This is a genomic window from Cellulophaga baltica, from assembly GCF_900102165.1.
In the GTDB taxonomy this organism is placed as follows: Bacteria; Bacteroidota; Bacteroidia; order Flavobacteriales; family Flavobacteriaceae; genus Cellulophaga; species Cellulophaga baltica.
The window spans coordinates 80,579-104,585 of sequence record NZ_FNBD01000005.1; the positions used below are offsets into that span (position 1 = coordinate 80,579).

Genomic DNA, 24,007 nt, shown 5'->3' on the forward strand with positions numbered 1-24,007 from the left:
CATAAAATAAATCCAGATCACAAATTTCACTAATTTTTATCTGCCAATTTGACAGAACACTCTTAAAAATCTTATCTTTGCAATCCTAAGAAAAATATTCTGTTGATTATCATAGTACATGGAGAAAATTATTAATGAAGAAAACCAAGGACAATCTATTGCTCTTGATAAAATTACTGGAAATACCCGCAAGCTTTATATTGAAAGTTACGGGTGCGCCATGAATTTTTCTGATAGCGAGGTTGTTGCTTCAATTCTTTCTAAAGAAGGATTTGATACTACTCAAATTTTAGAAGAAGCAGATCTTGTTTTAGTGAATACCTGTTCTATTCGAGAAAAAGCAGAGCTTACTGTTCGTAAGCGTTTGGAAAAATTCAATGCTGTAAAAAAAACACGCCCCCATATGAAAGTGGGTGTTTTAGGGTGTATGGCAGAGCGTTTAAAGAGTAAATTTCTTGAAGAAGAAAAAATCGTAGATATGGTTGTAGGTCCAGATGCCTACAAAGACCTACCCAATTTAATCCAAGAGATTGATGAAGGTAGAGATGCCGTAAACGTAATTTTATCAAAAGAAGAAACTTACGGAGACATTAGCCCTGTTCGTTTACAAAGTAATGGGGTAAGCGCATTTGTATCTATCACGAGAGGATGTGATAATATGTGTACCTTTTGCGTAGTACCTTTTACTCGCGGACGTGAACGAAGCAGAGAACCACAATCTATCTTAAAAGAGATTCAAGACCTTCATGATAAAAACTTTAAAGAGATTACACTTTTAGGACAAAACGTAGATAGCTACTTATGGTATGGTGGCGGCTTAAAAAAAGAGTTTGAAAAAGCAACAGACATGCAAAAAGCAACGGCTGTAAATTTTTCTGCCCTTTTAGATATGGTAGCGAAAAAATTTCCAAAAATGCGAATTCGCTTTTCTACTTCAAATCCTCAAGATATGACGCTTGATGTTATTGAAACTGTAGCAAAACATAAGAATATTTGTAACCATATTCATTTACCGGTACAAAGTGGTAGTAATCGTATTCTTAAAGAAATGAATCGTTTACATACCATCGAGGAATATATAGCGCTCATTGATAATATTAGAAGAATTTTACCCGATTGTGCTATCTCACAAGATATGATTTCTGGCTTCCCTACAGAGACAGAAGAAGACCACCAAGCCACCCTTGATGTTTTAAAACGAGTACAGTATGATTTTGGATACATGTATTCTTACTCAGAACGCCCTGGAACCATGGCTGCACGTAAATTAGAAGATGATGTTCCTGAGGAAGTAAAAAAGAGACGTCTTGCAGAAATTATTGCCGTTCAAAGAGAAAACGGACATATAAAAACCAGACAACATTTAGGTAAAATTGAAGAAGTTTTAATTGAAGGTTCCTCAAAAAAATCGGACCAAGATTGGATGGGAAGAAACTCTCAAAATGCCGTAGTAATTTTTGCTAAAGGAAATTATAATATAGGCGATTTAGTACGCGTAAAAATAACCGATTGCACCTCTGCTACTTTACTTGGCGAGGCTATTGAACTAGCAGATAATTAAGATTTTAAAATGGAATCAGTACAAGCAACAAAACAACGATTTGAAATCATTGGTAACGATTTAAAACTTAATCGTGCTATAGAAAAAGCAATACAAGTTGCCCCTACAGATATTTCTGTATTAGTTACCGGTGAAAGTGGTGTTGGTAAAGAAGCTATTCCTAAAATTATACATTCACTCTCCCACAGAAAACACGCAAAATATATTGCTGTTAACTGCGGAGCAATCCCAGAAGGAACTATTGACAGTGAACTTTTTGGACATGAAAAAGGTGCATTTACAGGAGCAACAGCTACGCGAAGCGGGTATTTTGAAGTTGCCGATGGCGGAACAATTTTCTTGGATGAAGTTGGAGAACTTCCTTTAACTACCCAAGTGCGCTTACTTCGTGTGCTAGAAAATGGTGAATTTTTAAAAGTAGGGTCTTCGCAAGTTCAAAAAACAAATGTGCGAATTGTGGCCGCTACAAACGTTCATATGTTTGATGCCATAAAAAAAGAAAAATTCCGTGAAGATTTATATTACAGGCTAAGTACGGTAGAAATTGCACTGCCGCCACTTAGAGAACGTAAAGAAGACATACACTTACTTTTTAGAAAGTTTGCATCAGATTTTGGGCAGAAATATAAAATGCCTACCATCCGCTTAGAAGATAATGCGGTAGAGCTTTTGCTAAAATACCGCTGGCCAGGTAACATCCGTCAATTGCGAAATATTGCAGAACAAACCTCTGTATTAGAAGAGAACAGAAGTATTTCTGCTGCCACATTAAATGGCTACTTGCCCAATTTTGGAGGCTCTAATCTTCCTGCTATCGTAGACAAACAGAAAAAAGATGGCGATTTTAGTAATGAACGAGAAATACTCTACAAAGTATTATTTGACATGAAGGCCGATCTGAATGATCTTAAAAAATTAACCTTAGAGCTACTTAAAAATAATGATAGCGAAGAGGTACAGAAAGATAATGAAAACCTCATCCGTAAAATATATGGTAACCATGACGATGATGATTTTTCTAATGAAACAGAAGAAGAGAATGAAATGCTTCACCTTCCCGAACCGCAAACAGAGAGCAACTATACTAAACCTGTCGTAGAGGACAAATACCACTTTGCGGAAGAAATTGAAGTAGAAGAAACCCTATCTTTACAGGAAAAAGAGATTGAATTAATTACCAAATCTCTGGAACGAAATAAAGGCAAAAGAAAAGCTGCCGCAGCAGAACTGGGCATTTCTGAACGTACTTTATACCGTAAGATCAAACAATATGATCTGTAATAGGACCTATAAAAAATTAAACCTTAATTAAAATAAATTGAAAAAAATAAGCTACTTAATTGCAATACTATTTACAGCTCTTAGCTTAAATGGATGTGGTATTTACAACTTTACAGGGGGTGATGTTGGCGACGCAAAAACCTTTGAAGTACGATTATTTCAAAACTATGCTGCTCAGAGTCCAGGGTCTACCTTTGAACCAGGTTTAGATCGTGATTTCACTAGAGATTTACAAGATTTAATCTTGAACCAAACCAGTCTAGATTTAGTTTCCTCCGGCGGTGACCTGGTGTATGAAGGAGAGATTACGGAATACAGAATTACTCCAATGACTGCAACTGCAAATCAGACCTCTGCACAAAACAGACTAACGATGACCGTAACTGTTAGGTTTTTCAATAATAAAAAAGAAGACGTAGATTTTGATCAACGCTTCTCTTTCTTCTATGATTACGGGGCAACCACGAGTTATAGCTCTATAAAATCAACCGCTTTAGAGGAGATTTTTGAGCGTATCACTCAAGATATTTTCAACGCATCATTAGCAGATTGGTAAGCCTATGAATGTATCAGACTTTACATATCTTTTGCAACATCCAGAAAAATTGGTCTCACCCGTGCAGACGAATCAGTTGGATGATATTCTAGAGGAGTTTCCTTATTTTCAAGCTGCGCGCGCATTGCAATTAAAAGGCCTCAAAAACCTCAATAGTTTTAAATACAATAGCGCACTAAAAACTACTGCAGCGTATACAACAGATCGTGAGGTTTTATTTGATTTTATCACCTCTAAGGAGTTCTTACAGAACGGCATTGCAGATAGTATTTCCGGGAGACAAACTCCGATCGAAGAAAAAGAAATTGAATTTGAAACGATTACTCCTGAGGCCGTAAAGAAACCCTTATTAGACGAAACCGTAGAAGACAAAGCACTTCCTCAAAACACGAAAGATGCAGAACAAATATTAGACCCTGCATTATTTGCTTCTAAAGATCCTAAAATAGACATAGCGATTGCGGATGCTAAAAAAAAAGAGGAGGAACTAACGATTGGTGAGCCACTCCCTTTTACAAAGAAAGAAAAGTATTCTTTTACAGAATGGATGCAATTAGCATCTAAAAAACCTATTGATAGAAGCCAAAAAATCCCTACCAAGGAAGAAGAAGCACCAAAATCATTAAAAGAACAGCCAAAAACTGGGGTAAAAAAAACTTCTAGAAAGAAGAAATTTGATTTAATAGATCAATTTATTGAAAAGAATCCTAAGATTGTACCTAAAGAAAAAAATGCAATTCCCGTGCCTATCAATGACCCTGTAAAGATTGACACCACAGAGTTAATGACGGCAACTTTAGCCAAAGTATATCTGGAACAAAAAAAGTTTAAAAAAGCGATTCAAGCTTACAAAATTTTAAGTTTGAAATATCCAGAAAAAAGTAGTTTCTTTGCAAACCAAATAAAATTAGTAGAAAAAATACAAAAAGAAAATAAATGAGCACGTTTACAATATTCTTAATCCTTATAATCATTGTGAGTCTTTTATTGATGCTGGTTATAATGGTACAAAACCCAAAAGGCGGAGGATTATCTTCCACTTTAGGAGGTGGTGGTAGCCAAGTAGTTGGTGGAGTTAAAAAGACAGGAGACTTTTTAGATAAAAGTACTTGGACTCTTGCAACTTTACTTATCGTACTAATCCTATTATCAAATATTTCTTTGAAAGAGAATTATGCAGCAACAGACTCTAAACTTTTACAAGGTGGTGAAATAGAAAATACGGTTCCTGATGCATTACCAGATCCTATTTCTACTCCTGATTCAGAATAAACAATACGACAATACATATTAAAAAATGCCAGCTTGGATGACAAGCTGGCATTTTTGTTTTACAATATGTCAGGTATTTAGCAATGGCATAATTTCTGCCATTAATAGAGGGATAAAACAAAATTAATTTAATAAAATTTAATCATATGGCTAAAGTTAATATTAAACCATTGGCAGATAGAGTGCTTATTGAACCAATGGCAGCTGAAACAAAAACTGCTTCTGGACTTTACATTCCAGATACTGCAAAAGAAAAACCTCAAAAGGGAAAAGTTGTTGCAGTTGGTCCTGGAACTAAAGACGAGCTTGTTACTGTTAAAGTTGGCGACACTGTTCTTTATGGTAAATATGCAGGTACCGAGCTTAAATTAGAAGGTACTGACTTTTTAATGATGCGCGAAAGCGACATTTTAGCAATTATATAAATTACTTTTTTTATTTCCCTTAATCCGGAAATCTACTAAACTAAATTATACGATTAATTAAACAAATTCTCCACATATGTTGAGAATGACTTAAAACAAAATTCAAAAATGGCAAAAGATATAAAGTTTGATATAGATGCACGTGACGGACTAAAAAGAGGCGTTGATGCTCTTGCAAATGCAGTAAAAGTAACTTTAGGACCTAAAGGTAGAAACGTAATTATCAGTAAATCTTTTGGTGCTCCTGCAGTAACTAAAGATGGTGTTACCGTAGCTAAAGAAATAGAATTAGCAGATCCTCTTGAAAACATGGGAGCTCAAATGGTTAAAGAAGTTGCTTCTAAAACCAACGATTTAGCTGGTGATGGTACTACTACCGCTACAGTTTTAGCGCAAGCTATCGTAAAAGAAGGATTAAAAAACGTTGCTGCCGGCGCTAATCCAATGGATTTAAAAAGAGGGATTGACAAGGCTGTTGAAGCTATCGTAGAAGACCTAGCTAAGCAAGCAAAAAAAGTAGGTGACTCTTCTGATAAAATAAAACAAGTAGCTTCAATTTCTGCTAACAATGACGAAACTATTGGTGAGTTAATCGCTAAAGCTTTTGGAAAAGTTGGTAAAGAAGGGGTTATTACTGTTGAAGAAGCTAAAGGAACTGATACTTATGTTGATGTTGTTGAAGGAATGCAGTTCGACAGAGGATACCTTTCTCCTTACTTCGTTACCGATTCAGAAAAAATGGTTTCTGAATTAGAGAATCCTTACATTTTACTTTTTGACAAGAAAATTTCTTCTATGAAAGATATTCTTCCTGTTTTAGAGCCGGTTGCTCAATCAGGAAAACCTCTTTTAATTATTGCAGAAGATGTTGATGGAGAAGCATTAGCCACTTTAGTAGTTAACAAATTAAGAGGTTCTTTAAAAATTGCTGCTGTAAAAGCTCCAGGTTTTGGAGACAGAAGAAAAGCAATGCTTGAAGATATCGCTATCTTAACTGGTGGTACAGTAATCTCTGAAGAAAGAGGTTTCTCTCTTGAAAACGCTTCATTAGATTTATTAGGTACTTGTGAAAAAATATCTATTGATAAAGACAACACAACGATCGTTAACGGTGCTGGTGTTGCTAAAGATATTAAAGGAAGAGTAAATCAAATTAAAGCTCAAATTGAGTCTACAACTTCTGATTACGACAAAGAAAAATTACAAGAACGTTTAGCTAAACTTTCTGGTGGTGTTGCTGTTCTTTATGTTGGTGCTGCTTCTGAAGTAGAAATGAAAGAGAAAAAAGATAGAGTTGATGATGCATTGCATGCAACTAGAGCTGCTGTTGAAGAAGGTATTGTTGCCGGTGGTGGTGTTGCTCTTGTTCGCGCAAAAGCTGTTCTTTCTAAATTAAAAGCTGAAAATGCTGACGAAGAAACAGGAATGCAAATTGTAGCTAGAGCCATTGAAGCTCCATTACGTACAATCGTTGAAAATGCGGGTGGCGAAGGTTCTGTTGTTGTTTCTAAAGTATTAGAAGGCAAAGGTGACTTTGGTTACGATGCAAAAGCTGAAGTTTACACAGATATGATGAAAGCTGGTATTATTGATCCTAAAAAAGTAACTAGAGTTGCATTAGAAAATGCTGCTTCTGTTGCTGGTATGATCTTAACTACCGAGTGTGCTTTAATCGATATTAAAGAAGAAGCTCCTGCAGGCCCACCAATGGGTGGCGGTATGCCAGGAATGATGTAGTAATGAACCACTACAAGTAAATAAAAAACGCTCCAATGAAAATTGGAGCGTTTTTAGTTTCAAACATATAGCTCGTATGAGCTACTATATATATTTAATGATGACCAGAGTCATCAGAATTATCTTCCCGATACAAACAACAAGGATGTACGCTATTATATGCTTCTTCAGTAGCCTTTAACTCCTTAGTGTCATGACCAACAGCCACTATTGCCGTTTTTATCTTCATAGCATCTGTTTTATTCTCATCCATAATCACCGATAATTGATGCGATGGAATGTCCCAAGTAGCAAACTTCACGCCTTTTACGCCAAGTGCAGCTTTTTCAATGCGCTCTTTACACATACCACATTTTCCATTGACATCAAAAGTCATTTTTTTGTTCTTGTCCTGAGCGTAACTAATAGTAGCCATCAAAACCACTACTGCTGTTAAAATTATTTTTTTCATAGTAATAGGTATTAGTATATAATAGTATTTTAAAGTTTAAATCGAAATCCAGCATAAAACATGCGTCCCATAATCGGCGCATATACAATACTAGTATCAAAATTTGAGCCAAACGGATTATCCGCTCCCAAAACAGGATTATCCTGCGTGTGATTGGTTAAATTTTCCCCGCCTACATAGAGTTCAAAAGTATTTGAAAATACCCTGGTAATCTGTCCATTCATTAGGCTATAAGGATCTGCATAGGCTCCTAATTGATACGCCTCCTCATTAGATGAAGTATCTGGTAATCGTTGTTTTCCCAAAGCATGAACCGTATAATCAAAGCGCCACTGTGCACCATTTTCCTTTACTTCTGTTGTATACCCTAAGTTAGCAAAATATCTATGTTGCGCTTGTAATGGTTTTTGCAAATTACCAGCTGTATAATCTGTATTCACATCATAATATTTATAGGCTGTTCTGAGCTCCAGCTTAGGAAGTATCTCATGATTCACTTCTACTTGAAAACTACTTGCACTACTTTTACCGTCTAAATTATAAAAAGAAATCTCACGAGGATTTTCCCAATCTACCACAATCTGATTCTTAAAATCGGTTTTATAAAAATCTACACTCACATTTCCTGGGCGGTCTAAAAAAGTAAACCCTTGCAAGAAGCTTACGCCATAATTCCAGGCATCTTCAGGGTCTAGACCATATATATCTCCACCGGCATTTGTAATATTTATGGTTCTTGAAGAAGCAAAAAGTTGTTGATTTTCGGCAAAAATATTTGCAGCACGTTTACCTCTACCAAAAGAGCCTCGTAAACTCCCTTTCTCCCAAGGGGTATATCTCACATGCAATCGCGGAGTTACAAAAGTCCCTAATCGGTTGTGGTTATCTACCCGCAGACCCGCAGTAAGATTTACATTATCTAAATTATCATAATTAAATTCAAAAAATGCCCCTATAGAGGTATCTACTCTAGAATAATCATCTGTAAGCACCATTTCATCATAGCCGTCATAGGCAAAGGTAACTCCAGTTTTAAATTTGTTTTTGGTATCACCTATAATAGAATTAAACAGCAGATTCGCGTATATACTTTCATGCGTAATATCATACGTATTAAGTCCAAAATACGAATCTTGTTTATGCAAACTATACGAAGTTTGAAAACCTACACTTTGAAAAGGTAATTCAGGGAAAACATAGCCTAACTTTAAAGACGTATCAAAGCGGCGGGTATTAATCTCACTTCCCCATATTTCAGTTCCGTTTAACACAGGGGCTCCCAACAGGTTAGCGGCAGTAAATTTCTGGTCTACCCTATCCGTATCTGGATTAAAATTAAGTTGCCCTACTTGTTTTTCATCATTCAAAAAACGCACATTTAAAAAACTCACCCATCCATTCTCCGGATCTTGGTATTGCCAACGGTTCATCACATTTATTTGATTTGCCAAAGGAGCGTCTAAGAACCCATCACCATTATTATCTTCTTTCTGCGTACGTTTATTACCATGAATATACAATCCTGTACTCCATTTTTCGGTTAACTTCTTATTCAAATGCGTGTTTAATTCATAGCGCCCATTTTGGTTGGCATAGCCATTTACAAAAACAGCATTATCCGTAAGTGGCTTTACAAGCTCTGTATTAATTTGCCCAGAAATACTTTCATAACCGTTTACAACACTCCCAGCACCTTTCGTAATTTGAATACTTTCTACCCAAGTACCAGGTGTAAATGTTAAACCGTATGCCTGAGACGCCCCACGCACCATAGGAATATTCTCTTGGGTAATTAATAAATAAGGACTGGTAAGCCCCAGCATTTGAATTTGCTTTGTACCCGTTAATGCATCTGAGAAGTTGACGTCTATAGCAGGATTGGTTTCAAAACTTTCTGATAAATTGCAACATGCTGCTTTTAGCAGTTCTGCACTATTTATAGTTACGACATTCTGCGAACTAAAATAGGCTTTCTGCACCGCATCTCGCTTTTGGTTTACCACCACCTCATTAAGAGCGTTTGATGGATTTAATGTATGTTTAATTTTTCTTGGTTGATCTACAGTTAAGGTATCAGATTCAAAACCCACATAACTAATGATCAACTTATGGTACTGTGCATCGTAGGGAATTGAGAAATTTCCATCAAAATCGGTCACCACACCTATTTGAGAATTCATCCAGTACACATTTGCCCCTGGTAAGCCTAAAGTAGCATTAATAGCACCGCCATCAACCACCATTCCTTCTACTTTATCCTGAGAAAGCGCCGCAAAAGGCAACAGTACTGCAATTAGTAGTTTTATATATGTATTCATTTGAAAATTAAATTTAAAAAATTATTTAAGCAAAAAAATATTCAGTGTCAGACCCAAAACTGGAAAGCACTAAATAGCATACAGAAAATCTAGTTCTAAAAACAAGATACAACGGCATGCAGTCCACTATAAATAAAAAATCAAATTAAATAAACCTCGTCTAGTACGTGTATATCTTTGACGATAATTGGCGGTGGATAGTGATCAAAAGAAGGTTTCTCTTCAAAACTATTGCCAAATAAATTAAAATAAGAATAAGCGTAAGCAATTACGAAATACTGCTGCGCTAAATCAAAATCATTAGTTTGAACTACTAAATTATCTTGGCCTTTGGTAATAATTGTTTCATCATTGCAACAAGAATTTAAGTCCTCAACATGCTCACCATTCTCATCAGATTGGGAAACCATATCCATACCACAATCTTGTGCAGAAGTAAATAAAGCAATATCCATAAGATGTCCTAAACAATAATGCTTCTCTACCTTCCACGAAATCGTAGAAGCCAACAGCAATACCGCCATGGTTACAGCAACTATATTGAAAAGTCCTTTTTTCATTCCTGCAAAATTACAAAATATTCATTCGCTACGCCTAAATACCTATAAAGATTAACGAATATTTATTGTATTTGTTTTGTCATTTTTGAATAAAATATTCGACTTTTGAAGCAAAAAATCAACAGATAAAAGATGTTTGACACGCTAAAAGAACAAATCCTATCTATTACTAGCAATTCTGACGCTAATACAGATACACAATTACAGCAAATTTGCGATTTACTTAAAGAGAATATACCTCATTATGACTGGGTAGGATTCTATTTTAAAAATGGAGACAAAAATGAATTAAAGTTAGGCCCTTATGCAGGTGCACCAACAGATCATATTATTATCCCTTTTGGAAAAGGTATTTGCGGCCAAGTTGCAGTGAGTAACGAAAACTTTGTGGTGCCAGATGTAAAAGCACAAGACAATTATATTGCGTGCAGTATAACTGTAAAAGCAGAAATTGTAGTCCCATTGTTTGTAAACGGTGAAAATATTGGACAAATAGACATCGATTCTAACACTCCAGATCCTTTCACAGCAGAAGATGAGCGCTTTTTAGAGTTCATAAATACTGAAGTTGCAAAAATTCTTTAAAACTTTATATTTTTTGTTGATAAGATCGGTGCTTTTTTAACTTCAAAAAAATTACTTTTGTGTGCTTAAGATATTAATCATAAGCACACAAAAATGAGCACCACCAAAAAAGCTACATCAGCATTAATTTCAGTATTTCACAAAGATGGCTTAGAGCCAATTGTTAAAAAATTTCAAGAACTGGGCATCACCATATATTCTACTGGTGGTACAGAAAAATTTGTTCGTGATTTAGGTATAGATGTAGTTCCTGTGGAAGATGTTACAAGCTACCCTTCTATTTTAGGTGGTCGTGTAAAAACATTACACCCAAAAGTATTTGGTGGTATTTTAAACCGTCAGGATAATGAAAATGATCAAAAACAATTAACAGAGTTTGATATTCCTCAAATAGACATTGTTATTGTTGATTTGTATCCTTTTGAAAAAACAGTAGCTAGCGGTGCATCTGAGCAAGATATTATTGAAAAGATTGATATTGGTGGTATTTCATTAATTCGTGCAGCAGCCAAAAATTTCAAAGATGTACTTTGTGTTTCTTCTATGGAAGATTACGCTGAAGTTTTAGAACTGGTTTCGGCTAATGATGGAACAACAACATTGGAAGATCGTAAGCGTTTTGCAGCAAAGTCATTCAATGTTTCTTCTCATTATGATACGGCTATATTTAATTACTTCAATAAAGACCATCAAGAAACTGTTTTAAAAATTAGCGAAACCAAAGGTCAGGTTTTACGCTACGGAGAGAACCCACACCAAAAAGGCTTTTTCTTTGGAGATTTTGAAGCTATGTTTAACAAGCTTCACGGAAAAGAATTATCCTACAACAACCTTTTAGATGTTGATGCTGCGGTAAATTTAATGGGGGAGTTTAAGGATGATGAACCTACATTTGCTATTTTAAAACATAATAATGCCTGTGGTCTAGCATCCAGAAGCACCTTGCACCAAGCCTATGTTGATGCATTAGCAGGAGATCCTGTTTCTGCCTTTGGAGGTGTTTTAATTAGCAATACAGAAATTGATAAAGCTACCGCTGAAGAAATTCATAAATTATTCTGCGAAGTAGTTATTGCTCCAAGCTATGCTGCAGATGCTTTAGAAATTTTAAAAGGAAAGAAAAACAGAATTATTTTAGTACAAAATAATGTAGCGCTTCCACAAACTTTAGTTCGCACTTGTTTAAATGGCGTATTAGTTCAAGATAAAGATTTTATCTCTGACGCTAAGGCCGATTTAAAAACAGCAACAAAAGTAGCACCTACAGCAGAAGAGGTTGAAGATTTAATATTTGCTTCTAAATTATGTAAGCATACAAAATCTAACACCATCGTTCTTGCTAAAAACAAACAATTATTTGCTAGCGGTACGGGTCAAACGTCTAGAGTTGACGCCCTTAACCAAGCAATACATAAAGCAAACACTTTCAATTTTGATTTAAAAGGCGCTGTAATGGCGAGTGATGCATTTTTCCCTTTCCCAGATTGTGTAGAAATAGCTGGCAATAGCGGAATTTCAAGTGTCATTCAACCTGGAGGATCAATTAAAGACGAATTAAGTGTAGATTATTGTAATTCTAACGGAATTTCTATGGTAATGACCGGTACACGTCATTTTAAACATTAATTTTGTTACTTTCGTCGATAAAACTTACATTTAGTCCACAACCAAATAAATAGAAATGGGATTTTTTGATTTCTTGACAGAGGAAATAGCTATTGACTTAGGTACAGCTAATACTCTTATAATACATAACGACAAAGTTGTTGTTGATAGCCCTTCTATCGTAGCCAGAGATAGAATTAGTGGAAAAATAATTGCCGTTGGTAAAGAAGCCAATATGATGCAAGGAAAAACCCATGAAAACATCAAAACAATACGTCCACTAAAAGATGGTGTAATTGCCGATTTTGATGCTTCTGAAAAAATGTTAATGATGTTCATAAAGAATATCCCTGCATTAAAGAAGAAATGGTTTCCACCAGCATTACGATTGGTTATTTGTATTCCTTCTGGAATTACCGAAGTAGAAATGCGTGCTGTAAAAGAATCTGCAGAGCGTGTTAATGGTAAAGAAGTTTACTTAATACACGAACCTATGGCCGCGGCTATCGGTATCGGACTAGATATTATGCAACCAAAAGGTAACATGATTGTAGATATAGGTGGTGGTACTACTGAAATTGCAGTTATAGCCTTAGGAGGTATTGTATGTGATAAATCGGTGAAAATTGCGGGTGATGTATTTACAAATGACATTATCTATTACATGCGTACACAGCACAACCTTTATGTTGGAGAAAGTACTGCAGAGAATATAAAAATAACCATAGGTTCTGCTACAGAAGATTTACAAACACCTCCAGACGAAATGTCTGTTCAAGGTAGAGATTTATTAACCGGTAAGCCTAAGCAAGTACAAATCTCTTATAGAGAAATTGCTAAAGCTTTAGATAAGTCTATTCTACGTGTAGAAGATGCCGTAATGGAAACCTTATCACAAACACCTCCAGAACTTGCTGCAGATATCTATAATACAGGTATTTATTTAGCAGGTGGTGGTTCTATGTTAAGAGGATTAGACCGTAGGTTATCTCAAAAAACAGATTTACCCGTATATATAGCAGAAGACCCATTAAGAGCGGTTGTACGCGGAACAGGAATCGCATTAAAGAATCTTGAACGCTACAAAAGTATCTTGATTAAATAGCGAAAAGCGTAATCGTAGAGCACTTTTATAATATCACATTACAAAAGTGCTTTAATGATTTTGCCGCACTTAAAAATAATTAAAGTGAATGCAACAGATTATCAATTTTATATTTCGGAATAAAAATCTGCTCCTTTATTTATTCCTATTATTTATTTCACTTGCCTTTACCATTCAATCGCATTCCTACCACCAATCAAAATTTTTTAATTCTGCTAATTGGTTAACTGGTGGTGTTTACAAAACTACTAACGGTATTTTTTCTTATTTCAATCTAGAGAAAGAAAACCAGAAATTAGTAGATGAAAATATGCGTTTAAGACGCATTATTATCAATAATGAATACAACGAAGAAGTTGCCATAGATAGCACAGCACTTGACAGCACCTTATTGGATTACACGATTGTATCCGCAAAAATTATCAAAAACAGTTACTCCAATTTAGACAACTATATTACCCTTAACAAGGGTTCTAAAGACGGTATCAAACAAGACATGGGTGTTATTACCCCTAATGGTATTCTTGGAATTATAGAAAATACTAGTGGAAAATTTTCAAGGGTACAAAGTATTTTAAATCGTAAATCTAATTTGAATGCCAAACTAAAAAATACAGATAACTTTGGGTCTCTAATTTGGGACACCAAAGATTTCAATACGGTACAACTTATAGATATCCCTAGACGTATACCTATCAAAGTTGGTGACACTATTTTAACAGGTGCTGCCTCTAGTATTTTTCCGGAAAATATTCCAATAGGAACTATAAAAAGTTTTGGATTAGATGTTTCTAAAAGTTCGTACACAATAAATATTTCACTTTTCAATGATATGTCAAACCTTAAAAACGTGTATATCATTAACAACACCAACCGTGTTGTACTTGAAGAATTAGAATCTCCAGTAACCAATGGCAAGTAAATATTACTTTATAAATATCGTCCGCTTTATTATGCTGGTTTTGGCTCAGGTCTTAATTTGTAATAATATTAATTTTTGGGGTTTTATAAACCCGATAATTTATATCTTGTTTTTATACTGGTACCCCATCAAACAAAACAGAGCTGTATTTATAATCATTTCATTTTTCCTAGGATTTACTGTAGATATTTTTTCTGACACCTTAGCTTTTAACACCGCAGCAACACTTACTATTGCCTACCTACGCCCTACTATTATGCGTTTTTGTTTTGGAGTCAATTTTGAATTTCAAAGTTTTAGACTAAATGCTGCTCCTAGAATACAACAGTTAACATACCTTGCTTTGTTAATTGTGATACACCATACTGTTTTCTTTACCCTAGAAGTTTTTAATTTTGATAATTTTCTTCTAATTTTAAAGAAAATACTTGTTGTGAGTATTGCGTCTCTATTTTTGTGTATTTTATTAAGCTCTCTTTTCAGTGTTAAAAAAGAAAACTAGTCAAAAATTCTATCTAATTTTGGGACCTTTATAAATCTCTTTTGCCCCTAATTTCTAGATTTTCATCCAAAAATGAAAAAAATATTATTATCATCAATCATTGTTATCATTGGTTTAACCTTCATTGGAAGACTGTCTTACCTGCAGGTATTCAGGCACTCCTCTATGCAGGTTACAGAAGATACAGCTATTAAAGCAATTTATGACTATCCAGAGCGCGGCTATATTTATGACCGTAATGGAGAATTACTTGTTGCGAACCAACCGGCATATGATGTCATGGTAATTCCTAGAGAAGTTAAAAAACTAGACACTTTAGAGTTTTGCACTCTATTAGGCATAGAAAAAGCTACGTTTTTGAAGCAGTTTGGAAAAGCAAAAAATTACTCTCCACGTTTACCTTCTGTTTTAGTACCACAATTATCTAAGAAAGATTACGCACGTCTGCAAGAGAAAATGCGTAAATACAGTGGCTTTTATATTCAGAAGAGATCATTGAGATATTATGATACACATAGTGGGGCCAACGTATTTGGCTTTATCTCTGAAGTAAATGACTACGAATTAAACGAGAATCCATATTACAAACTTGGAGAACTCAAAGGAAGAACTGGAATAGAAAAGCAATATGAAGAAATTCTTCGTGGGAGAAAAGGCGTAAAATACATACAGAAAGATAGGTTTAACAGAGATATAGGTCCGTACAAAAATGGTATTCTAGACACTTTACCCGAACAAGGTAAAGAGATTAAAATTACTATTGATAAAAAATTACAGGAATACGGAGAATTATTAATGCACGGAAAACGTGGCGGCATTGTGGCTATTGAGCCTACTACTGGTGAAATTTTAACTATGATTTCTGGCCCAACGTATGATCCTGGGTTATTGGTAGGACGTGAACGTTCTAAAAATTACACCAAACTTTACAATGATTCTATTGCTCAACCAACTTATGACCGCTCCGTACTGGCACAAACCTCTCCAGGATCGCCTTTTAAAGCTATTAACGCGCTAATTGCTTTGCAAGAGAATGTCATTACACCAGACACAAAAATTCAGTGTTATAACGGTTTTTATGTAGGAAATAAAAAAAGAGGATGTCATTGCGGTGGTGGATTACGAGATTTAGATGTTGGAATTTACAAATCATGCAATGCCTACTTTGCAGGTACTTTTAGAAAAATATTCGAAAAATTCCCTACTACTGATGAAGGAATGGATGTTTGGGATAAACATGTCAAAAGTTTTGGATTAGGAAACTTCTTAGGTTCTGATATCCCTACAGGCCGAAGCGGATCAATACCTACCAAAAAAACCTATGACCGGATGTATGGCGATAATAGATGGTCATCATCCTATTTCATATCAAATGCTATTGGTCAGGGTGAAATTTTAGTAACCCCTATACAATTAGCCAACATGACCGCTGCAATCGCTAACCGCGGTTATTACGTAGTTCCTCACGTACTGAAAGAAGTAGAAGGGCAGAAAATTACAAATCAAAAATATATTGAAAAGCATTATACCACCATTGACAAGAAACATTTTGAACCGGTGGTTCAAGGTATGGCCAATGTCTACAAACATGGAACTGGTAGAGGTGTTCAAATTCCTGATTTAGAAATTGCAGGTAAAACCGGTACGGTAGAAAACTATACCCGTATAGACGGAGTACGGACACAGCTTACAGATCATTCGGTTTTTGTGGCCTTTGCCCCTGTTGACAATCCTAAAATTGCAATAGCCGTTTACATAGAAAACGGTTATTATGGAGGGCGATATGCAGGCCATATAGCCTCTCTTCTTATAGAAAAATATCTTAAAGGAGATATCACTAGAAAAGATTTAGAAAAAAGAATGCTAGACAGAACTTTAGAAAAAGAATACGCTAAAGCAATTAGTGGTGAACCATTTATAATTAATGAGCGTGTCTGGTAAAGGAGTTTTAAAACGTGTAGATTGGCTATCCATATTAATTTTTGTACTTCTTGTTGCGATTGGATGGATCAACATCTATTCTAGCACCTATGCAGAAGGGCAAGACAATATATTTGATTTCTCTACCATTTATGGCAAACAATTAATCTTTATAGCGCTAGACATTGCTTTAATCGTGATTATTCTAGCACTAGAGAGTAATTTCTTTGAACGCTTCTCTAGCTTACTTTATGTTATTTCATTAGCATTATTATTAGGCCTCTTTGTTTTTGGTACTACTATAGCCGGGGCTACCTCTTGGTACAATTTAGGCTTTTTTAACCTACAACCTTCAGAATTAGCAAAAGTGGCAACGGCATTGGCTGTCGCTAAATATTTAAGTGATATACAAACCGATATTAGAAGAAGAAAAGATCAACTTTATTCTTTTTTAATACTCTTAATACCTGCCATACTTGTTATCCCACAACCAGATCCTGGCAGTGCCCTAGTCTTTTTTTCTTTGGTATTTGTACTCTTCAGAGAAGGTGTCCCCTTATTTTATTTAGGTATTGGCTTATATACTATTTTAATTTTTGTGTGTACACTTATGTTTGGCACCATCTGGATTGCCATAATCATAGGCCTACTATTAGCCATATTTTTATTACTTAAAAAACAATCGTACAAAATTCCGGTACTTCCTGTAGTCGGTGTTTTTATTATCACACTCTTATTTTCACTCTCTGTAAATTTTGTTTTTGAAAATGTTTTTGAACAACGCCATAGAGACCGTTTTAGCTTATGGTTAAGTTTAGAGAAAGACCCTTCTAAGTTAGAAGAGATCAGAAAAACCATTGGATATAACACCTATCAATCAGAAAAAGCAATTGAATCTGGTGGCTTTTTCGGGAAAGGTTTTCTGGAAGGTACGCGTACCAAAGGAGATTTTGTACCAGAACAGCACACAGATTATATTTTCAGTACCGTAGGAGAAGAATGGGGGTTTTTAGGAACTACTATTGTTATCATCCTATTTACAATTCTTTTATTGCGTTTGGTATTCCTATCAGAAAGACAGAAAAACGCATTTAACCGTATGTATGGATATGGTGTGATATCTATACTACTTGTCCACTATTTCATTAATATAGGGATGGTAATAGGCGTATTACCCACTATTGGAATTCCACTACCTTTCTTTAGCTATGGAGGCTCTGGTCTTCTAGGATTTACGGCGTTACTTTTTATCTTTTTGAAGATGGACTCCAACCGATTGAAAGAAGGTTTCTAGAATTTCCAATCGGAAATACGCACGTTGCCCTCAAAGCTTTGCTGTGTAGCTTCAGGTATTTTTTCAAAAAAATCTATCCCTGTTTGGCGTTCAATTTCATCAATACTAACGGCAAAACTTTTAAGAGCGTCCTTGCTTTCCTTATTCTTAAACAAGAAAGCTATGGCTTTTACACCGCCTGCTTCTTTTCTTGCTATTATTTTATAAAAATACTCAGGAACAGTCACCTCCTCATCACCTATAGTTTCCAAACCATTTTTTAGCACCCCTGCAGTTACCACATATACGCCGTCATATTTCTTAGCCCAATAGCGTACTTTCTTTTCTAAATCATTCCAAATGCCCGCATTAAATTCATTATTCTGCGGACTAATGTTACTTGTATAGAAAGTCTCATTATAGGCGTACTCAGAAAACCTACGATCTCCCGCAGGGCAAAGGTGCCCTCTATCATAACCAGAACCTTTATAATTTTTGTAATCTGCAGACTTGGTACGTACCTGAGGGTCTTCTATAAAATAAGGCCGCTTTCTATCATCATAGGTAAGCTGACTTCGATCTAATTGGTAAGCCACCCATTCTGCCTGCTCATGTCTTTCGCTATATGATAGGGTATAATAATTATGCTGTACAATTTCTCCTGTGGTAGAACTTGGAAGAAAATCTGCTGAAATTGGCACAACAGGTACTGTTCCTTCTGGAGCTGTGTATGTATCTGGTGTATAGAAATTCTCAAACAGCCAAAAGCCTACCAGACATACCACCATTAAAAGTGAGTAAATTGTTTTATTTTTCATAATTGATCCGTCAGACTGGCAAGTTACTTTAATTTTGTATATTCTTTTACGACGAAGACATCAACTTATTAAGTAGCCTTAATTATGAAATTTGAACCTCAAGACAGCTTTACCCATTCCCTACCTCAAGACCCAATTTTGGAAAATACCAGACGCCAAGTAAGTGGCGCTTGTTATTCTTTGGCAACCCCAAAGAGAACAGCAAAGCCAGAATTGATTCACAGTTCTGAAGAAATGGCTTCTGAGCTAGGCATATCTGATGAGGAATTGAAGAGCACTTCTTTTTTAGAAATATTCACAGGAAATAAGATAGGCGAAAATTCTCGACCCTATGCCATGTGTTATGGCGGTCATCAGTTTGGAAACTGGGCGGGACAATTAGGAGATGGTCGTGCTATTAATCTAGGAGAAAAGGTGTATAATGATAAACGGTGGACACTTCAATTAAAAGGCGCTGGAGAAACTCCATATTCCCGTACTGCCGATGGTTTGGCCGTATTAAGATCTTCTGTTCGAGAATACTTGTGCAGCGAAGCAATGTATCATTTAGGCATACCCACTACACGCGCACTTTCTATAGCCTTTACTGGTGATCAAGTATTGAGAGATGTCTTATACAATGGCAATCCCGATTATGAAAAAGGCGCTGTTGTATCTAGAGTAGCACCTAGCTTTTTACGTTTTGGAAGCTATGAAATATTTAGCTCTAGACAAGACTACAAAACACTCACTACTCTTGTTGATTACACCATAGCCCAATTTTTTCCGGAGATTAAAGACAGCTCAAAAGAAGGGTACATACAATTATTTAAAACAGTCGCTGAACGTACTTTAGAAATGATTATTCACTGGCAGCGTGTTGGTTTTGTACATGGCGTAATGAATACAGACAACATGTCTATTTTAGGGCTCACCATAGATTACGGCCCCTATGGCTGGTTAGAAGGTTATGATGAAGGCTGGACACCAAATACTACAGACCGACAACACAAACGGTACAGGTATGGCAACCAACCTAATATTGGCTTATGGAACTTATACCAACTAGCAAATGCATTATACCCACTTGTTGAAGATGCAGAACCTTTTGAAGACGTTCTGGAGGCTTATAAAAATGATTATGCTGTAAAGTATGTAGCCATGATGAAAGATAAAATTGGTCTTTCTAGCACTGATGATGGTGATGCTGATTTATTAAGCGCCTTAGAAACCACTTTGCAGATTATTGAAACAGATATGACCTTATTTTTTAGAAACTTAAGCTTAGTTACTAAAAATGATACAGTAGACAGTGTTTTAGCTAAAATAGAAATTTCTTTTTACACCCTAGAAGAATTAAAAGATGATGCCTTAGAAAAATGGAAAATTTGGTTTGATCTATATATAAAGCGATTGCAAAAAGAAACTACAGCTGATGAAGCACGAGCTTTAAAAATGAACGCAACAAACCCTAAGTATGTGCTGCGAAACTATATGGCGCAATTAGCTATTGACAAAGCAGATGAAAAAGATTATAGCTTAGTAGAGGAATTATACACCTTATTAAAACACCCCTATGATGAACAACCAGAGTTTGAAAAATGGTTTGCTAAACGTCCAGAATGGGCAAGAAACAAAGTAGGTTGCTCTATGCTATCGTGTAGTTCTTAAAACAAAAAAAGCCGTTCATGTAGAACGGCTTTTTTTGTTTATAATTTAATCTAATTTTTTATCTTCTGATTATGCTTATTAACACTTGCAAGCTTTCCTGATTTTAAAGAATTATCTTTTAGATCTTCTAAAACATTTACCGCCTCTTCTACATAAACATCTTTTACAAGATCTTCATGCCAACGTTGGCGCTTTTGTCTTAAGACAGAATCTTGCGTAAACAAACTCTCTTCATATTTTAAAGACTCAAAGGTTAATTTAGAATCATAAGCAGAAAGGGTTTTAAAATATTTAGACTTCTCTAAACTCTTCGCTTCATCTTCCTTATAATCTATATAATTTAAAGATACTACGGTTTCATTCTGTTGCTCTTTTAACCATTTAGCATTCTCCTCTATTAATTTTATTTGAGGGTTTTGAGCCATACGCTTATTACTATTAGAAACGGTAGATTCATAATCTATATGACCATCCCAAGGCGTATAGTTTGCCGGAGATATTTTATCCCAGGCAAGTGGGTTTTGCTGATCACGCTCTCCTAAATCTATATAGCTATACTTGTCTGGTACCACAACATCAGATTTTACACCTTCTAATTGGGTAGACCCACCATTAATTCTATAGAATTTTTGCGTTGTTAATTTAATAGCTCCTAAATCTCCATGCTCATTACTACGCACAATTCTATCTAAAGGAATTACATTTTGCACAGTTCCTTTACCAAAGGTTTGTTTACTACCTATAACAACAGCTCTTTTATAATCTTGCATTGCTGCTGCTAAAATCTCAGAAGCAGAAGCTGATAATTCATTTACAAGGATTACTAAAGGTCCATCCCATTGGATGCGATCATCAACATCATCATGAACTTCTTTTTGATCATCATTAGAACGCACTTGAACAATTGGTCCGTTTTTAATAAACAAGCCAGCCATTTCCACAACCGTTTTTAAAGATCCTCCTCCATTGTCTCTTAAATCTAAGATCAATCCTTCGGCACCTTCTTCTTTTAAACGTTCTACTTCTTTTTCAACATCAGAAGCTGCATTTCTCTCCCCTTCATAATCATCAAAACTCACGTAAAATTGTGGAAGATTAATAATTCCGAATTTTTCGTTTCCTTTTATAATATTAGCAGATTTCGCAAAGGTCTCTTCGATCTCCACAACATCTCTTGTAATAGAAACTACTTCTGTAGTACCATCTACTTTACGCATTGTCAAATCTACAATAGTACCTTTGGCACCTTTTATTAATTTTATGGCATCATCCAGTCTCATTTCTACGATACTTACAGGAGTTTCTCCATGCTGACCTACTTTAATGATTTCGTCTCCCACTTCAATTTGGCGATCTCTCCATACGGGACCACCAGAAATAATTTCAACTATTTTAACACCATCTTGTTTTTTCTGTAATCGAGCACCAATACCTTCAAATTTCCCTGACATTCTGGTGTCAAATTTTTCTTTTTCCTCTGGTGCAAAATAGAAAGTATGAGGATCAAACTCTTCTACAATCGTATTAATATATTGTACAAACCAATCTTTACGTTCTAAATCAGAAACAAAATCAAAAAATTCATCTAAGGTTTCTTCCGTATCTACACGTGCTTCCTTTTCTGCTTCTTTTAAATTAATTTTTTTCTTATTATCTTTTTCGTCTACTTTTATTTTAGAGTCATAATTCCCCAAAGTAGCATACTTCAATTGTTTTCTCCAACGTTCTTTTAAATCAGACCTAGAACCTACAAAATTTTGCTTTTCATAGTCCATATCAATATTTTCCTGAGCAGAATAATCAAAGGGATCAGAAAGAACTTCTTTATAAATACCTTTAGCTTCTTTCATACGAACCATTAAACGTTCGTAAACCGCATTAAAAAATGTGATGTCCGTATTTTTTATCTGATCATCAATCTGAAATTTATACTGCTCAAAATCTTTGATATCACTTTCTAAAAAATATCTTTTTGTTGGGTCTAATCCATTAATAAAATCTTCAAAAACCTCTACGGAGAAATCGTCATCTATATTTTTAGGATCGTAATGACCTTTTTCAAGAACATAAGTGATCAGATCTAATAAAAGTTTATCCTTATCGTCATTTTCGAAAGATTTATTTGTAAAACTGCACGATGCTACCGCAAATAGCATCATTAAAAGTGCGTAGGCTAATTTATTCTTCATCTACTTATTATTTAATCAATCTCAGCATTATTATCACTGTTTTGCTCCAATACTTATTGAGTTCTCTAAGATACTGAAAAAACCGTGCCAGTATAATATTGGCAATCTAAATTTTTTGTTAAACAGTTTATCGGACATATCTTAATGAAAAACGTATTTTTACAATATAAATTATGTGGAATGAAAAAACCTTTGATTTTAGTTACAAATGATGACGGAATAACCGCACCTGGTTTGAGAGCATTAGTAAGTTTCGTGAAAGAAATCGGCGAAGTTGTGGTGGTAGCACCAGACAGTCCGCAATCTGGTATGGGCCACGCTATAACTATAGATAACCTGTTGTATTCTAAGAAAATGACGCTCGATTTAGATCAAGATGAAAGCACTGTAGAATATAGCTGCAGTGGTACTCCTGCCGATTGCGTTAAATTAGGCTTACAAGAATTACTAGATAGAAAACCAGATTTATGTGTGAGTGGTATTAACCATGGATCTAATTCTTCTATTAATGTGATCTATTCTGGCACCATGAGTGCTGCCATAGAGGCAGGAATAGAAGGCATACCTGCCATTGGTTTTTCTTTGTGTGACTATAAATGGGAAGCAGATTTTTCTCCTGCGAAAAATTTTATACAACAAATTATTCGAGAAGCTTTAGAAAATGGCATTCCAACTGGCGTAGTATTGAATGTAAATATTCCTAAGCTTGAAGCAAAAAAGATAAAAGGAATTAAAATTTGCAGACAGGCTAGAGCCAACTGGAAAGAAAAATTTGACAAAAGAACTAGCCCTACTGGAAAAGAATATTACTGGTTAACGGGAGAATTTGAATTGTTGGACAAGGGCGAAGATACGGATGAATGGGCCTTAGCAAATGGTTTTATCTCTGTAGTCCCTACACAATTTGATTTAACCGCACACCATGCCATCCAAACCATAAATAATTGGAAATTAAACTAATGAATAAAAAAGAAATACTTATTGGTTTTGTTATCGGAATTATAGCAAATACCATCGGCACGCTTTTATATATTATTATTTTTTCAGAATTAAGTATTAAAGAAACCTATCTAGCTGCTGTTTCGCAAGGGCATGTTGGGAGTTTGCTTGCTCTTGGAGCAGTCTTAAACCTAGCAGCATTCTTTGGCTTTTTAAAAATAAAGCGCGATTTAAGAGCTAGAGGAGTTTTGATTGCCACCCTACTTACCGCTTTGTTAATTATGTATTACAAGATTTTTTAAGGTGATTTCTTTGCGTTATATAGATTCAAAATCTGC

21 protein-coding genes are annotated in these 24,007 nt (G+C 35.2%); 16 read left to right on the top strand and 5 right to left on the bottom strand.

The features are described 5' to 3' along the window. Nucleotides 1-118 precede the first annotated feature (118 nt). The 7 genes from miaB to groL all read left to right on the top strand — a co-directional run bounded on the left by miaB (nt 119) and on the right by groL (nt 6,832). On the top strand, nt 119-1,561 hold the full coding sequence (gene miaB / locus BLQ19_RS09980; RefSeq protein ID WP_024478968.1) for a tRNA (N6-isopentenyl adenosine(37)-C2)-methylthiotransferase MiaB: 1,443 nt from the start codon (nt 119-121) through the stop codon (nt 1,559-1,561). 9 nt (nt 1,562-1,570) lie between these two features. Further along, a complete protein-coding gene (locus BLQ19_RS09985; RefSeq protein ID WP_074538260.1) occupies nt 1,571-2,842 on the top strand; it encodes a sigma-54 interaction domain-containing protein in 1,272 nt (423 codons plus the stop codon). Between the two features lie 37 nt (nt 2,843-2,879). Continuing rightward, entirely contained in the window at nt 2,880-3,398 is a 519-nt protein-coding gene (locus BLQ19_RS09990) for an LptE family protein (RefSeq protein WP_034667713.1), read from the top strand. 4 nt (nt 3,399-3,402) lie between these two features. Continuing rightward, a complete protein-coding gene (locus tag BLQ19_RS09995; protein ID WP_074538261.1) occupies nt 3,403-4,338 on the top strand; it encodes a DUF8458 domain-containing protein in 936 nt (311 codons plus the stop codon). Next, a complete protein-coding gene (gene secG, locus BLQ19_RS10000; protein ID WP_025613748.1) occupies nt 4,335-4,670 on the top strand; it encodes a preprotein translocase subunit SecG in 336 nt (111 codons plus the stop codon). The genes BLQ19_RS09995 and secG overlap by 4 nt, the downstream gene beginning before the upstream one ends. 146 nt (nt 4,671-4,816) lie before the next feature. Further along, the gene (locus BLQ19_RS10005) at nt 4,817-5,095 is read left to right on the top strand and encodes a co-chaperone GroES (protein WP_024478973.1); all 279 of its coding nucleotides are present in this window, start codon (nt 4,817-4,819) and stop codon (nt 5,093-5,095) included. Between the two features lie 108 nt (nt 5,096-5,203). Further along, nucleotides 5,204-6,832, top strand: a complete 1,629-nt coding sequence (gene groL, locus BLQ19_RS10010; protein WP_024478974.1) for a chaperonin GroEL — start codon at nt 5,204-5,206, stop codon at nt 6,830-6,832. A 94-nt stretch (nt 6,833-6,926) separates the two neighbouring features. On the opposite strand, the gene BLQ19_RS10015 is transcribed toward groL, so the two are convergent. From BLQ19_RS10015 to BLQ19_RS10025, 3 genes are all read right to left on the bottom strand, one after another. Then, entirely contained in the window at nt 6,927-7,283 is a 357-nt protein-coding gene (locus BLQ19_RS10015; protein ID WP_029447786.1) for a heavy-metal-associated domain-containing protein, read from the bottom strand. A 29-nt stretch (nt 7,284-7,312) separates the two neighbouring features. Next, nucleotides 7,313-9,601 (bottom strand): TonB-dependent receptor plug domain-containing protein, encoded by a 2,289-nt coding sequence (locus BLQ19_RS10020; RefSeq protein WP_074538262.1) that lies wholly within the window; start codon nt 9,599-9,601, stop codon nt 7,313-7,315. A gap of 140 nt (nt 9,602-9,741) precedes the next feature. Further along, nucleotides 9,742-10,161, bottom strand: coding sequence for an HYC_CC_PP family protein (locus tag BLQ19_RS10025; protein ID WP_074538263.1), 420 nt, complete (start codon nt 10,159-10,161; stop codon nt 9,742-9,744). A gap of 132 nt (nt 10,162-10,293) precedes the next feature. Between BLQ19_RS10025 and BLQ19_RS10030 the strand changes: the two genes are divergently transcribed. The 6 genes from BLQ19_RS10030 to rodA all read left to right on the top strand — a co-directional run bounded on the left by BLQ19_RS10030 (nt 10,294) and on the right by rodA (nt 18,094). Then, on the top strand, nt 10,294-10,746 hold the full coding sequence (locus tag BLQ19_RS10030) for a GAF domain-containing protein (RefSeq protein ID WP_074538264.1): 453 nt from the start codon (nt 10,294-10,296) through the stop codon (nt 10,744-10,746). A gap of 93 nt (nt 10,747-10,839) precedes the next feature. Continuing rightward, a complete protein-coding gene (purH, locus tag BLQ19_RS10035) occupies nt 10,840-12,372 on the top strand; it encodes a bifunctional phosphoribosylaminoimidazolecarboxamide formyltransferase/IMP cyclohydrolase (RefSeq protein WP_024478979.1) in 1,533 nt (510 codons plus the stop codon). A 55-nt stretch (nt 12,373-12,427) separates the two neighbouring features. Next, nucleotides 12,428-13,456, top strand: coding sequence for a rod shape-determining protein (locus tag BLQ19_RS10040; RefSeq protein ID WP_024478980.1), 1,029 nt, complete (start codon nt 12,428-12,430; stop codon nt 13,454-13,456). 88 nt (nt 13,457-13,544) lie between these two features. After that, a complete protein-coding gene (gene mreC / locus BLQ19_RS10045) occupies nt 13,545-14,378 on the top strand; it encodes a rod shape-determining protein MreC (protein ID WP_029444939.1) in 834 nt (277 codons plus the stop codon). A 574-nt stretch (nt 14,379-14,952) separates the two neighbouring features. Further along, nucleotides 14,953-16,821: a peptidoglycan D,D-transpeptidase FtsI family protein gene (locus BLQ19_RS10055; protein WP_074538265.1), complete on the top strand. Its 1,869-nt coding sequence runs from the start codon at nt 14,953-14,955 to the stop codon at nt 16,819-16,821. Continuing rightward, the gene (gene rodA, locus BLQ19_RS10060) at nt 16,811-18,094 is read left to right on the top strand and encodes a rod shape-determining protein RodA (protein WP_025613752.1); all 1,284 of its coding nucleotides are present in this window, start codon (nt 16,811-16,813) and stop codon (nt 18,092-18,094) included. Before BLQ19_RS10055 ends, rodA begins: the two co-directional genes overlap by 11 nt. Here the strand turns inward: rodA and BLQ19_RS10065 are convergent. After that, nucleotides 18,091-18,891: a DNA/RNA non-specific endonuclease gene (locus tag BLQ19_RS10065; RefSeq protein ID WP_074538266.1), complete on the bottom strand. Its 801-nt coding sequence runs from the start codon at nt 18,889-18,891 to the stop codon at nt 18,091-18,093. The two genes, rodA and BLQ19_RS10065, sit on opposite strands and share 4 nt — an antisense overlap. 84 nt (nt 18,892-18,975) lie before the next feature. Here BLQ19_RS10065 and BLQ19_RS10070 point away from each other — a divergent pair, with 84 nt between their 5' ends. Beyond that, nucleotides 18,976-20,541, top strand: coding sequence for a protein adenylyltransferase SelO (locus BLQ19_RS10070; protein ID WP_074538267.1), 1,566 nt, complete (start codon nt 18,976-18,978; stop codon nt 20,539-20,541). A 50-nt stretch (nt 20,542-20,591) separates the two neighbouring features. On the opposite strand, the gene BLQ19_RS10075 is transcribed toward BLQ19_RS10070, so the two are convergent. Continuing rightward, on the bottom strand, nt 20,592-22,730 hold the full coding sequence (locus tag BLQ19_RS10075; protein WP_074538268.1) for a carboxy terminal-processing peptidase: 2,139 nt from the start codon (nt 22,728-22,730) through the stop codon (nt 20,592-20,594). A 180-nt stretch (nt 22,731-22,910) separates the two neighbouring features. Here BLQ19_RS10075 and surE point away from each other — a divergent pair, with 180 nt between their 5' ends. Both surE and BLQ19_RS10085 read left to right on the top strand, forming a co-directional pair. After that, entirely contained in the window at nt 22,911-23,690 is a 780-nt protein-coding gene (gene surE / locus BLQ19_RS10080; protein WP_024478988.1) for a 5'/3'-nucleotidase SurE, read from the top strand. Beyond that, on the top strand, nt 23,690-23,971 hold the full coding sequence (locus tag BLQ19_RS10085; RefSeq protein WP_029444945.1) for a hypothetical protein: 282 nt from the start codon (nt 23,690-23,692) through the stop codon (nt 23,969-23,971). The genes surE and BLQ19_RS10085 overlap by 1 nt, the downstream gene beginning before the upstream one ends. Nucleotides 23,972-24,007: the final 36 nt, after the last annotated feature.